The sequence below is a fragment of the Draconibacterium sediminis genome (genome assembly GCF_000949475.1).
Lineage (GTDB): Bacteria > Bacteroidota > Bacteroidia > Bacteroidales > Prolixibacteraceae > Draconibacterium > Draconibacterium sediminis.
In genome coordinates this window covers 788,113-801,404 of record NZ_JRHC01000001.1, presented here as the reverse complement: position 1 = coordinate 801,404, position 13,292 = coordinate 788,113, and the positions used below count along the sequence as shown (strand labels likewise).

Sequence of the window (13,292 nt, the reverse complement as noted above, 5' to 3'; positions counted from 1 at the left end):
AATGGCAAAGAAGAATGATAAAACAACATTTGGGACAGTGGCAGTGGCCCTGTTCTGGCTGGTTATTTTATCCGGCATTCTGCTTGCCGTTCCTTTTAATGTGGAATCGCCTTACCTGAGTGTAAGCACAATGATCGTCGCCAATCCGTGGGCTGCGCTTATCCGTAACTACCATTACTGGAGCTCGCAGTTCTTCATTGTTTTCAGCCTTATTCACCTTTACGATCATTTTCATTACAAAGAAAAAATCGGCCTCAAAAAAGGAATGGCATTCCGGCTGAGCATTGGTGTTTTAATCATATTCCTGGCCATGATCACCGGCTTTTTGCTGAAAGGCGATTCCGACAGTGAGCAGGCCCGACAAATATTACAAACACTTGCCGAGCGCGTTCCGTTAATTGGCCAGTCGCTGGCATTTTCATTGCTGGGGCACCCGGAAAGTTACCAGTTAATTTACGTGCACCACATAGCCACATTTACCGTTTTTATTGCGGTAATAATGATTGAGCACAGCCGAAGAAAATACTGGCCGCCGGTGCTTGATTTTGTAGTTTCGGCAGTTGCCGTTTTGGCATTTAGCTATCTTTTCAGCGCACCCTTGCACGACAATCTGAATCCTGCAGTAAAAGGCCCGTGGTACTTTGTCGGTTTCCAGGAAATATTGCATTGGCTGAGCCACCCGGCCTGGTCGTTACTGCTTTTTCTGCTTTTGCTCGTTTTACTTTACCTGGTTAATTCAGCGCAGGGAAAAACCATGTTTCTCAGCAAACGAAGTTTATTGGTTTTTACCGCTTTCTACCTGGTTTTAACGATAATCGGTTTGTTTTTCAGAGGAGAGCGCTGGCAATGGAAAAATCCGTGGCAGGAAAATTACCGCTACGAAGTACTGAATAATTTTAAATCGCCGCGAGTAAAGCTTACTCCCCAATTTGAACTGAGAACTGCAATTGTCTCCCCGGTTATCCAGGGACGAAAAGAAAGCTGCCTGGCCTGCCACTCGGAAACGCATGGCCTTACCGATTCGCATTCGCCTGAAGCCATTGGTTGTGTTTCCTGTCATGGCGGAAATCCGTTTGCAACGGGTAAAAATCAGTCGCATAATAATATGATCCTTATTCCGGGAAATCTGGCTACCGCGCCACAATCGTGCGGAACAACGCAGTGTCATCCGGAAATTGTTGAACGTGTACCCACCGGTTTAATGGCGACACTGAGCGGAATGATCAGTGTTGATCGTTTTGTCTTCAACGAACAGGATAATCCCGATGAACTGGCCAATGTGCACCATCTCGGGAATTCGGCTGCCGACGAGCATCTGCGTAATTTATGCGTTCGCTGCCATCTTGGAAATCCAAAAACAGAATATGGCCCGGTTAACGAAGGCAGCCGCGGCGGAGGTTGCCTGGCCTGCCACCTGAATTACAGCCCCGAGGCAGAAGCAGCACTCGCCATGGTTCGCGACACCATTATTAATGCACACCCGTCGATTAGTTTGGCCATTAGCAACAACCACTGTTTTGGATGCCACAGCCGCTCGGGCAGGATTTCTACCAGCTACGAAGGATGGCATGAAACAACACTTGAAGCCAAACAAATGCCTACTAACGACAATAACTATCGCCTGATTGAGGGTGAACGTGTATTTATAAAAAAACAGCAAGATGTGCACCACGAGCTGGGAATGGAATGTATCGATTGCCACCACTCGTATGAAGTTATGGGCGACGGAACACTTTATGCCCACCAGGAAGATCAGGCTGATGTGCAATGTATTGATTGCCATTTTGACGGCGATGCAAAAACGATAAAAGCTGAAAATCTTGACAATGAATCGGCAATAATTGCTGCCTTGCGCCTTGGCAATATTTCAGGGAAAGAATTTTTGCTAACCGGCAAACGCAACCACGCGCTGGTAAATACTTTTGTTGAAAACGACACGGCGTTTCTGCAAACCAAAAACAGCAAGATTAAAATGGCGTTAACCCGTCCGGCAGAAGTTTGTACAAGAAGCAATGCCCACTCTGACCTGGCCTGTTCAAGCTGTCACTCGTCGTGGGTACCAACTTGTATTGGCTGCCACAACGAATACGATCCGAATGAGCCATCGTACAACATGGTAGCCAACAAAGAGCAAACCGGCGGCTGGGTTGAATTTTTTGGCGAGTATGAAGCCAAACTTCCGTCGTTGGGAATGCGGACTGAAGGCGAAAAATCAGAAGTTATACCTGTTGCACCGGGAATGATTCTTACCATCGACAAAAGCGCGTACACCGACGACGCTGATAATTCTACTATTTTTCATCGTTTGTATGCGCCGGTTGCACCGCATACCACCACCAAAGAAGGACGAGATTGCAAAAGCTGCCATAATAGTTCGCTTGCGATTGGCTACGGCGAAGGGAAACTGGAATACGAAATGGCAGACGGAAAGGGTAAATGGACCTTTTCTCCGCTTTACCAACGCGATGTAAACGATGGTTTGCCTGCCGATGCATGGATCGATTTTCTGCAAACACGAACCGGAAAAGTAGCAACACGCTCCAACGTTTCTCCGCTAAGTGTTAAACAACAACAGGCCATATTAACTGTTGGCGCCTGCCTTACCTGCCATGATGATGACTCGAAAATAATGCAAGCCACGCTTAACAATTTTGAAGAGCAGCTACAAAAACGAAGCTCTGCCTGTATTCTTCCCGAATGGAAATAAAAAAAGCGCCACCTGAAAACAGATGACGCTTAACTTCCTCGTATACTAGATTAAGTAAAAATAATCTGTGTTCCGTCGCCTCCCGACATAGCGTATAAGTCTCCAACTGTTATAATAGCTTTTACATGCTCACACAAGTCGTCTTTTGTGAGTTTGAACATATCAGCGGCCATTTTACAGGCATAAATCTCGCCGCCGCCTGCGGTTATCATATCCAAAAATTCGTCAACGGGTGGCACATCCAGCTCGTCCATTTGTTTTTTCATCATGGCCGAAACTCCGGCTTCCACTCCGGGAATCGCTCCAAGCAAAGTTGGGAAAGCCCATCCGTTTGGCATTCGCATTCCCGGATTGCCAACTGTTGCCGTGTGCAACTTGTTCATCTGCTTTTTGGTAATGGCATCCAGCCCAAAAAATGTAAAAAACAACTTGGCCTCAATACCTTCCATGACTGCTCCATTCGCCATTATCAAACCTGCATATACATCTTCAATATTGGCTTTGGCTACAATTATCATCACCTTTTTTAAAGGCGTTTCTTTTACTTCAGTCATATTCTTAAGTTTTTGGTTTTTAAACGCAGCTTGCCGGTTTGGAAATACCAGCGTATTTCGAAGATAGTTTTAGCGGACCACCGGGAAACAATTCGTACAATCCCTTAATATCAACAATACCCGATTTACCAACTTTTCGTATTGTAAGGCTGGCACCTGATGCCTCCTGCTCACGCAAATAATCCAACACCTCGTAGTGTTTATCGGTCAGTTCAATACCATCTTCTTTTGCCATTTCTGCAGCAACTTCCTTGCTCCAGTCCGATTTGTTTACCAGGTAGCCTTCTGCGGTTACCTCAACAGTTTTTCCTGCGAAAGTTTTTTCTGCCATAATTTTATTTTTAATTGTTGTTTTTATTGGTTTCTGCAGCCATGTTCTTCATAAAGGTTACAAAGAATCCCAGTGCACGTTTCATCTCCGGTTGATTCATTTCGCGCATAACCTTAAAAATGGAATACTCGGGAACATTTTCCATTTCCATACTTCCGTAAATTTTAAGGCCATTGTTCATCGCACTCATCATTTCGGGCTGCGTTGCCGAGCGCACCGTCTCCATAATCGTTACAATGTTATCTGCCAGCTCTTTCACATCCGACGGTTTGTAGTGGGTAATAATATTATCAAAGATCTGTCCGGCCTCGACAAAGAATTCGAAGTAGCCTTTTTGATCCAGCTCATTCAGTTTTTTGGAGAAGTCGATGATCACCTCGTTAAGAATTGGCGAGGCATCTTTAACCAGATCATTCATACTTTCGAATAGTTCCAGAAAGCGGTTCATGTTATCGATGTTACGCAGAATACGCAGCATTAGCCCCTTCACCTCATCAATATCAAGATGTACCATCCGGTTATCCAGATCTTCCACCGCTGTATCGTACATGTCCTTTCCCACTATCGACAGATCGGAGATTAAATCTTCAACCTCGTTGGTTTTAAGCCGCTGCTGGTTTACGTACTCCAGCAGCAAGTCAACCTTTTGGTTCAGCTCCGATATTTGTACTTGTAATGATTTCTCTTCCATAATCAGGCTCCTTTAATTAATTCACCTTCTTTTTCCCGGCCATGGTCATCAATGGTTCCACCGGCAACTCTTTTCCTTTTAGCAGGATGTGCCAGTAAATCCAGCGGAACATAACCTTGCCGTAGTGGTTGATTTTGGTATTTTTCAGCAAGCCAAACGGCCCGATGCCCGGCAGCGGGAAAGTTCCCGGAAGTGGTTCTGTATCGTAATTAAAATCGATAAGTGCGCCTTTACCAAAACCTGTCTCGATATAACAGTTGGCATGGCCATCGAATTTGGCGTGCAACGGACGGCCTTCAATGGCGCTCATCAGATTCTCGAATAAGATATCGGCGGCAAAGTGAGCTACCGATCCGGCTTTCGATGTTGGAATATTTGAAGCATCGCCCAACACAAAAATATTTTCGTGTGCCACCGACTGCAGCGTGTGTTTATCGGTTGGAACAAAATTCAGATCGTCGCCCAAACCGCTTCTTTCAATCATTTCGTCGCCCATGTTCACAGGCACTACGGTAAGCACATCAAAATCAATTTCCTTTTCGTCGTACGAAATAAGTTTCTTCTGGTCGTTGTCCACCCTTTCGATGTAAAAATCAGGAATTACTTCGATGTTTTTTTCAGCCAACAGCTCCGAAAGCATTTTGGTGGCTACCGGTTTGGTAAAAGCTCCCGGCATTGGCGTAACGTAGGCTATCTCCACCTTATCGCGCATGCCCAGTTCGGTAAAATAAGCGTCGGCCAGAAACACAAACTCCAGTGGTGCAACCGGGCATTTGTAAGGCAATTCGGTAATGGCCATTACCAGTTTTCCACCTTCCCAGCCTTTTAAGAACTTTTGCAGCGCCACAGCTCCGTCGATGGTATAAAAATCGAATATCTCCTTGTACCACAGTTTGTCTTTCAAACCCGCAGTTTCATCCGGATTGGTTTTGGTACCGGTTGCCACGATCAGGAAATCGTAATTCAATACCTGCCCTCCTTCAAGATGCACTTTATTGGCCTCGCCCTCAATTCTGTCAATTGCAGAATAAATCATGTTCACACCGGCCGGAATAAAATCAGCCTTTGGTTTTATCACATCTTCCTTCTGGTAAATACCAAAAGGAATAAACAAAAATCCGGGTTGGTAGTAATGTGTTTTAAACTGGTCGACAATGGTAATCTCCCATTCTTCTCTGTCGAGGGCTTTTCGTAGTTTATTCGCCATCATTGTTCCCGCAGTCCCGGCGCCAAGAATTACTATCTTCTTCATTTTGAATCGTTCTATTGGTTTATCTGCGTTTTAAAGTTATGTGCGGGCGAACAATGTGCTGTAAAACCTGCTATGATAATTATCAGAGAGTAATAAATATCATAATAAATTGGTACATTGCGGGTTAATGAAACACGAGTAAACCGGGCTATGGGAAACACATCTTGCACTTGCGAATATTGCCAGTTAAAAAACATTTTTTTTGCACATGTAAAAAGTGATGAACTCACCAATATTTGCGATTTAAAAGTAGAAAGAAGTTACTCTAAAGGAGAATCGATTATACAGGAAGGCGACCCGATTACAGAATTTGTATACATGAAAAAAGGGTTGGTGAAACTCTCAAAAGCTTCAATCGACGGCAAAGACCAAATTATCAGTTTCTCGAAACCTTTCGACTTTGTCAGCCTTTTGTCGGTATTTTCATCCACACAGTACAAATATTCAGTTACGGCCATTGAGCAAACTACGGTTTGTATTTTGCAATTGGATGTGGTGCGAAAATATGCCGAAGAAAATGCACTGTTTGCGATGGATATGATGTCGAATATTAGTCAGATGACCGATAAAATTATCCTCGACAACCTGGAGATAAAACGCAAACACCTGAAAGGACGCATTGCGCATGTACTGCTGTATTTTTCCGACTACATATATAAAAAGGATGAGTTTGAACTTCCCATTTCGAGGCGCGAAATTGCCGAATATATCGGAATGACGACTGAAAATGTGATCCGCACCTTATCTGAATTCAGGAAAGATGAAATCATTAAAATATTTGGAAAGGACATTCTTATTGCCGATAAAAAACGCCTGAAGAGCATTTCAGATTTTGGATGATTCCGTAATGATAAAAATCAATTAGGTTAATTTTAGAAGCCATCTTTGCACAAAGGTGACTTCTAATTACTAACAAAAAACTTTGGAATTTAACGAAACACCCCTACCTAATCGACACGAACGTATTTTTCTATGTTGCAATTGTCCTTGTCATAATTGCCATTTTCATCGAGTGGAGAAAACAGGTAAACCTAATATAGGGTATCTCCCTTTATTTCGAGATATTGTTGAACTTTTCTTCCAAGGAAAGAAGGCACATTGTGATAGAGAACTTCTTCGGTATAAAGATGCCCCGATAAATCGTAGGTTCCACCACCAAAATTATGCATCTTTTGTTGCCCGTGTACACTGGCGCCAACAAACATAAAATATTTATCCGACCAGGTTTTTAGTTGACTGCCATTGGCCTGATCCAGAATTGATATCTGGCTTTGCCCGTTCCTTACCAATTCCTGGCTGATAAGTTTCCATGTACCGTTGAGTTTTGTTTTCTCACTTTTAAAACTAAAAAGAGTAAGAATCAGTGCAAAAAGAATGAGTGTTTTGAGTTTCATAATAATATTTATTAGGTTCAAAGTTGAGGGTTATAAAGATATAATAATTGTTCTGTCTAAAACAAGCTATATAACATATTATTATATATCTTCTGGACAATTCAGGTTTTGAAATAATTTGGGATACTTTTCCAACCACTCCCCCGACTCTACAAAGTTTGTATTAAGCCGTTGCAAAAGAAAATGAAGTTTATAATCACCACCCTCTATCATTGTTCTAATTTCCGGCAATGTACTTTTATGGTAAAATGCAATCAATGGTTCTTTCTTTCCTTCATGAACCGGAACCACTGCCTCAAAATTGCGGGTTTCTTCTTTCAAAAAGTCAATAAAACTTTTTTGAACAAAAGGGGTGTCAACACTCAACACTAAATTCCAATCATTTGAAGAGCGCTTTAAACAGGAATAAATGCCGCCAATCGGTCCACAGTTTTTAATCTCGTCCTCGATAACAGGGTAACCAAAAGTTGTGTGAGCCTGATGATTTGAACTGATTAGTAACTCAGAAGAAAAAGGTTTGCAAAGGTCTATTGCACGTTCGAGCAAAGTTCTTCCATCGAGTTCCAACAAGGCTTTGTCGGTGCCCATTCGTTTACTTAAGCCGCCGGCAAGAATTATTGTGGTTATTTGCATGTGCTAAATGTACAGAAATAAAAAAAGCTTCAGAAAAATCTGAAGCTTTTATCGGGTGGATGATGGGATTTGAACCCACGACCTCCGGAACCACAATCCGGCGTTCTAACCAACTGAACTACAACCACCATTTTGTTTGCGGGTGCAAATATAAATATTTTATTCTTTCTACAATTCAAAATGAATTAAATTTTGAATGGTATTTTTGTTTAAGATTGTTTTCCATATCAAAAAAAGAAATCCTGCATTTTGCAACCACTGCAAAATATTCCTGTCATTAAAATTGAAAGATGAACAGTTGAGACAAAAAGAGCACATACATAAAAAAATTATCGAGGCCAGTAAGAAGGGAGATAACCGGGCACGATACGAGCTATATGGATTGTACTCTAAAGCCATGTTCAATATTTGTTACCGGATGATGAATAACCGGGAGGAGGCCGAAGACATGTTGCAGGAAGCATTTACACAGGCATTTACCAAACTGGAATCGTTCCGTTACGAATCGAATTTCGGGTCGTGGCTAAAACGAATAGTTGTAAATACCTGCATTAATGCCATTAACAAACGAAAAGTGGATCTTACCTATTGCGAGGAGATTTACGACTACGACAGTGAAGAGGAAAACAACGAATACGAGCCGGAATATACAATAGCAAATATTACACAGGCAATGGAACAATTACCCGAAGGCGGACGAATGATTTTTTCACTTTATCTGCTCGAGGGGTACGATCACGGCGAAATTGCGCAAATACTGAAGATTAAAGAATCAACATCGAAAACCCAGTTTATGCGCGCCAAACGCCGTGTTGTTGAACTATTAAAACAAACCCATGGAGATGCTATGGATAAAATATAAGCCATATGGAGAAGAATAGATTAGAGGAATTTATAAAAGCAAACCGCGGGGAGTTCGATTTCAGAACACCATCGCCGGAAGTGTGGGACAAAATTAACACTGCCACAAAGGAGACAAAAGTTGTTTCGCTGCGCCACTATTTTATTCGCGCAGCAGCTGTAGCGGTTATTCTAATCGCAACGGGAGTGATACTTTGGCAAAACAATCTGAACAATCCTGTGCGCCTTGCAGAGAATGCAGATCCGGAACTAAAGGAACTAATCGAAGCTGAAGCATTTTACTCGTCGCAGGTGAATCAGAAACTGAAAGAAATACAAAAATGTTACTATACTTTTCCGGAGCTGAAACACGAAATTGAAACCGATTTAAACGAACTGGAAGGTATGTACCAGCTGCTTAAAAACGATTTGGAAGAAAATATTTCGAATAAAAGCGTAATTGAAGCAATGATTGAAAACAACCGATACAGGCTGCAACTTTGCGACGATGTGCTGAACCAGGTTAAATGTTAGACAAGGAGGAAAAATGATAAAAATAAAGTGGAAATTAGTTGCCGGATTGTTTGTTTTACTTGCTCCGTTATTGGTAAATGCCCAGTTTACCGACACCAAAGAGATTCGGAAATCGTATGCCATTACACCCGAAACACAAATTGAAATTACCAACAAATACGGGAAAATCGATTTCAAGAGCTGGGACAAGGACTCGGTAAAATTCCTCATCAACATCAGGGTTGAAGAAAAAAAACTGTCGAAGCTGGAAGAATCGATTGAAGAGATTGATTTTGACATTACCAACAGCGAACACTACCTGATAGTGCGCACAATAGTTGAAAAAAACCTGGGCACACTGGGCCGCGAGATCAAAAAGTTTAAGGAGACCTTACTAAGCTCGGATGGAAATATCCAGGTGGATTACACGGTTTGGCTGCCCGACTCGAACCGCTTGAAAGTGGACAATAAATTTGGCGACATCTACATTGGCGACTACAAGGGAGAAGCCGACATCACCCTGTCGAATGGAAACATGAAAGCTCACGATTTCCGCCACCTGAATCTTACGCTGAACTTTGCAGATGCCACCATCAACAAAATAGAAAAGGGGCGCCTTGATTGTAATTTCAGCGAGCTGTTCACCAAAGAAATGGGAACCATACACCTGCAAAGCAAATCAACCGAGTTTGAGTTCCAGGAAGTGGAAAGCCTTTCGGCGTCATCGCGCCGCGATAAATTCAGAATCCGCCAGATTGAACTTCTTGATGCACAAAGCAGTTTTACCACGTTCCGAATAAACAAGCTTGTTGACCGCGCAAAAATTCAGGCGGAATACGGAGATATTGAAATGGAAGGAACCGAGGCTGATTTTAGTGGCGTAAATATCGAATCGCGGTCAACCGACATTAACCTGTATTTTAACAGCGAATCAGCATTCAGTTTCGATATTCAGCATACAAAAGCTGATGTAAGTTTTGACTCCGATTTTTCAATAGAAAAGGAAGACGTGCTGGATGAAAAAGAAAATGAAATAAAGATTACCGGAAATTTTAGAGAAACACAAAATCCTTCTGAAAAGCTTTATATCAGGGCGAACTCGGGCAATATTAACCTGCGTACCACCTATTAAATAAATTTTTAGCACGCATTTTGCAACCTCTCCCAAAAACACCTGTCTTTTAAAAGCAGAAAGAAAACAATTATTAACCACACGGGAATTGTTTGCCAAAGCCATGAAAACAATTAAGCAAACTTCCCACCAGAAAACTACTTGTTATGAAAACGATTAAACTATTCATTTGTGGGCTTGCTATATTCTTTAGCGCCACCAGTTGTATCGATGAATTTACTGTTGAAGGAAATGGAATCCGCGAATCGGAAAGCCGTATTGTTACCTCCTTTGAAAAAGTAAAATCATCTGGAGATTTTGAGGTACACATTACCGAAGCACAAAGCCACGATGTGTTAATAAGTGCCGAGGAAAACCTGTTGCAGTACATTGAAACGTATGTTTCGGGCGAAACTTTGCACATTGATGTAAAAGGAATCCGGAATTTGAAAAACCGTTTACCCATGGAAGTATTTATCTCGACTCCAACCCTGCGAGGGATTAAACAAAGTGGATCGGGAATTATTACCACCGATTATTTTGTGAGCAACGAAATGGATGTAGTCCTGTCCGGATCGGGAAGTATAGTTACTGCCTTTGAAGCCGAAGAAGTTGATGCTTTACTCTCAGGATCGGGAACCATTGAATTCTCGGGCTTTGCCGACGATGCTGATTTTGTAATCAGCGGATCGGGAACGATTGATGCCCACCAGCTCGATCTGTACAATTGCACCACTTCCACATCCGGATCGGGCGATATGTATGTTACTGTTTCGCGGCACCTTCGCTCAAATATTTCAGGAAGCGGGAATGTATTTTATTCCGGGAATCCGGACATTGAAACCCATATTTCGGGCTCAGGCAGTGTAATCAGCGAAAACTAAAAATAACCACTATGAAACGTTTCCTCATTATCTTGTTATTTTGCCTGCCACTGGCCTTGTCTGCTCAAACTTTTGATAAAGCAATCGGTATCCGCGGTGGATACTCGGCGGGTTTCGAATACCGCTTTTACACCGACGATGCCAATTCGTACAAATTCCTTTTGGCCACCCGCGACGATGGGATTCAGCTACATGCAATGAAAGAATTTCACGAGTACGATCTGTTTACCTTCTCCGAGCAATTATCGCTGTTCTACGGACTGGGAGTCCATTTCGGTTACGAACAATGGGACAAACACTATGTGCAAAACAATACCAGCTGGTACGAAGAACGAACAGCACTGCTGGCAGGTGTCGACGCCGTTGTTGGCGTTGAATACCTGTTCTACGAGGTACCGCTCTCCATCGGATTCGAGGTAAAACCTTATGTTGATGTGCTGGGACGCGATTTTTTCGACCTCGAACTATTCGATTTTGCCTTTACCATAAAATATCATTTTTAAGCCAAAACAACTATTTAACACATTCAGAAAAATGAAGACATTAACACTTTTACTGGCCTTTTTAATGGCCGCCGGTTTTGCCTTTGCGCAAGACGATTATCAAAACCACGAGGTAGAAACCATTTTTTCGAACCAAAGAAGTAACGGAGGTTACGGTGCTTTTACAATTGGTTATACTCAAATTGACGGGCGCGATGCCATGGTTGCCGGAGCGCGTGGTGCTTTTATTTTCGACCACTCATTTGCCATTGGAGTGGCCGGATACGGTTTTGTTAACGACCTGGAGTACCACAACTACCAGTCAAATCCGGAAGACCGCTTCTTTTTGGCCGGTGGTTACGGCGGTGTATTTTTCGAGCCTATTGTTGGAGGCACAAAACCTGTACATGTTTCTTTTCCAATTGTAGTGGGAATGGGAGGAATATCGCTGGTAGAACACACCAACTGGGACCGGGATTACTACCACGATTACCAGGAATACGACACTGACCTGTTTTTTGTTTTCGAACCCGGTGTAGAGTTGGAATTCAACCTTACCCGCTTTTTCCGCATGGCAGCCTACGGAAGTTACCGCCTCACTTCCGACATTGAATTATACGATACCAATCCGGATGTACTGCGAGGTTTTAATGTGGGAATGACATTTAAATTTGGGAAGTTTTAAATTTTCTGATAACAGAATGAGTTCCGGTTTATTATCCAATCCGCAAATTGATTGTCGCTGAATACCCCGAGCAGCAACAATCAATTCGCTTCCGCCAGCTGGCGGATAAGGGTAAACGAATTGATCTCCGGAATGATCATACATTTTTGGATATAGACAGGATACTCCCTAAAAACAAAAAGCGGTTGCCCGACATTTATCGGGCAACCGCTTTTTTATTTCAATTGGTATAATTCCGTTTATTCGTAAAAATCAACGTAATCTTGAGTTTTCAAATACTCAAAGCTTTTTTTACAGCTTTCAAGCGGCTCGAAATTGTAACGCTCAACCTCCACAATACCGTATTTAGCACCTGATTTTTCGCGCTCAGCAAAAACCGAAGCAAAATCCATTTTTCCGCTTTCGCCCAGTTCTTTTTCGTCTTTTATGTGCCAAAGCTCAAAACGTCCGGGATATTTTTCAAAATAATCAACGGCGTTTTTACCACCTTCTGCAATCCAGTAAAGGTCAAGCTGAAACATCACCTTTTCAGGATCAGTCAATTCCAACATCCAGTCGTAAAGTGGTTTGCCTTCGTATTCTGTAGTAAATTCTTTATCATGATTATGGTAGCCAAAACGAATGCCGGCGGCATTACATTTTTCACCAACTGCATTAAAATAGTCACAGTATGCTTTAATTCCGTCGAGACTTTCGTAAGCCGAACCACCCATCGATGGCTGAACGATCCATTTTACACCCGCTGCTTTGTGTGCGGCAATACAGGTATCCCACCAGGCCATGGTTTCGTCCCAGGTTTCTTCAGTTGGAACCGATTGACCGGTGTGCGCTCCCAAAAACTGCAGGCCACTACTTTCACACAGGTTTTTAAACTCTACCGGATCGATGCCATACATTTTTCCATCGCCATAACCCGCGGTTTCAACAAATTTGTATCCGCTTTCGCCCACTGCTTTCAAGGTGGCGGCAACATCCTCTCCCATGTTGTTTCTTACCGACCAGAGTTGTAGCCCGATAAATAATTCTTTTTCAACCTCAGTACTTTTTTCTTCGGCTTTTTTGGGTGCAGAATTGCAAGAAGTAAGTCCCTGCATAAACAACGCAGCAACAGCAACTACTGCCACTAATTTTAAACTAATTCTTTTTGAAATCATTTTTAAATTGGTTTTAGGTATTTAAATCTTATCACAAAAAAGTGATTTTGTCACAAAGATG

Annotated in this window: 15 protein-coding genes and 1 tRNA gene; 8 read left to right on the top strand and 8 right to left on the bottom strand. The window is 42.5% G+C overall.

Annotated elements, in window-relative coordinates:
* The first annotated feature begins 1 nt into the window (after window position 1).
* Window positions 2-2,707 carry a multiheme c-type cytochrome gene (locus LH29_RS03280; protein WP_045026089.1) on the top strand — a complete coding sequence of 902 codons (2,706 nt, stop codon included), beginning with the start codon at window positions 2-4 and terminating at the stop codon, window positions 2,705-2,707.
* Between the two features lie 50 nt (window positions 2,708-2,757).
* Here the strand turns inward: LH29_RS03280 and LH29_RS03275 are convergent, their stop codons facing one another.
* Genes LH29_RS03275 through sqr form a run of 4 tightly spaced genes read right to left on the bottom strand, consistent with a single transcriptional unit; the run spans window position 2,758 to window position 5,535 of the window.
* Window positions 2,758-3,261: a DsrE/DsrF/DrsH-like family protein gene (locus LH29_RS03275; protein WP_045026088.1), complete on the bottom strand. Its 504-nt coding sequence runs from the start codon at window positions 3,259-3,261 to the stop codon at window positions 2,758-2,760.
* Window positions 3,262-3,280: 19 nt separating this feature from the next.
* Window positions 3,281-3,592, bottom strand: a complete 312-nt coding sequence (locus LH29_RS03270; protein WP_045026087.1) for a TusE/DsrC/DsvC family sulfur relay protein — start codon at window positions 3,590-3,592, stop codon at window positions 3,281-3,283.
* A 10-nt stretch (window positions 3,593-3,602) separates the two neighbouring features.
* Complete coding sequence (locus tag LH29_RS03265) at window positions 3,603-4,283, bottom strand: DUF1641 domain-containing protein (RefSeq protein ID WP_045026086.1); 681 nt, start codon at window positions 4,281-4,283, stop codon at window positions 3,603-3,605.
* 16 nt (window positions 4,284-4,299) lie between these two features.
* A complete protein-coding gene (gene sqr, locus LH29_RS03260; RefSeq protein ID WP_045026085.1) occupies window positions 4,300-5,535 on the bottom strand; it encodes a type III sulfide quinone reductase, selenoprotein subtype in 1,236 nt (411 codons plus the stop codon).
* Between the two features lie 150 nt (window positions 5,536-5,685).
* On the opposite strand from sqr, the gene LH29_RS23600 reads away from it, so the two are divergent.
* On the top strand, window positions 5,686-6,375 hold the full coding sequence (locus tag LH29_RS23600; RefSeq protein WP_052670573.1) for a Crp/Fnr family transcriptional regulator: 690 nt from the start codon (window positions 5,686-5,688) through the stop codon (window positions 6,373-6,375).
* Between the two features lie 191 nt (window positions 6,376-6,566).
* Here LH29_RS23600 and LH29_RS03250 read toward each other — a convergent pair whose 3' ends face one another.
* From LH29_RS03250 to LH29_RS03240, 3 genes are all read right to left on the bottom strand, one after another.
* On the bottom strand, window positions 6,567-6,929 hold the full coding sequence (locus LH29_RS03250) for a hypothetical protein (protein ID WP_045026084.1): 363 nt from the start codon (window positions 6,927-6,929) through the stop codon (window positions 6,567-6,569).
* An 81-nt stretch (window positions 6,930-7,010) separates the two neighbouring features.
* Entirely contained in the window at window positions 7,011-7,562 is a 552-nt protein-coding gene (locus tag LH29_RS03245) for a molybdenum cofactor guanylyltransferase (protein WP_045026083.1), read from the bottom strand.
* Window positions 7,563-7,616: 54 nt separating this feature from the next.
* A tRNA-His gene (locus LH29_RS03240) sits at window positions 7,617-7,690 on the bottom strand.
* Between the two features lie 170 nt (window positions 7,691-7,860).
* Between LH29_RS03240 and LH29_RS03235 the strand changes: the two genes are divergently transcribed.
* From LH29_RS03235 to LH29_RS03210, 6 genes are all read left to right on the top strand, one after another.
* Complete coding sequence (locus LH29_RS03235; RefSeq protein WP_045028588.1) at window positions 7,861-8,424, top strand: RNA polymerase sigma factor; 564 nt, start codon at window positions 7,861-7,863, stop codon at window positions 8,422-8,424.
* A 5-nt stretch (window positions 8,425-8,429) separates the two neighbouring features.
* Window positions 8,430-8,936, top strand: a complete 507-nt coding sequence (locus LH29_RS03230) for a hypothetical protein (protein ID WP_045026082.1) — start codon at window positions 8,430-8,432, stop codon at window positions 8,934-8,936.
* 13 nt (window positions 8,937-8,949) lie between these two features.
* Window positions 8,950-10,047: a DUF4097 family beta strand repeat-containing protein gene (locus LH29_RS03225; protein WP_045026081.1), complete on the top strand. Its 1,098-nt coding sequence runs from the start codon at window positions 8,950-8,952 to the stop codon at window positions 10,045-10,047.
* 146 nt (window positions 10,048-10,193) lie between these two features.
* Window positions 10,194-10,910: a head GIN domain-containing protein gene (locus LH29_RS03220; RefSeq protein ID WP_045026080.1), complete on the top strand. Its 717-nt coding sequence runs from the start codon at window positions 10,194-10,196 to the stop codon at window positions 10,908-10,910.
* A gap of 11 nt (window positions 10,911-10,921) precedes the next feature.
* A complete protein-coding gene (locus tag LH29_RS03215) occupies window positions 10,922-11,413 on the top strand; it encodes a hypothetical protein (protein ID WP_157493548.1) in 492 nt (163 codons plus the stop codon).
* A 31-nt stretch (window positions 11,414-11,444) separates the two neighbouring features.
* Entirely contained in the window at window positions 11,445-12,077 is a 633-nt protein-coding gene (locus LH29_RS03210) for a hypothetical protein (protein WP_045026078.1), read from the top strand.
* A gap of 239 nt (window positions 12,078-12,316) precedes the next feature.
* On the opposite strand, the gene LH29_RS03205 is transcribed toward LH29_RS03210, so the two are convergent.
* Window positions 12,317-13,231 (bottom strand): sugar phosphate isomerase/epimerase family protein, encoded by a 915-nt coding sequence (locus LH29_RS03205; RefSeq protein ID WP_045026077.1) that lies wholly within the window; start codon window positions 13,229-13,231, stop codon window positions 12,317-12,319.
* Between the last annotated feature and the right edge of the window lie 61 nt (window positions 13,232-13,292).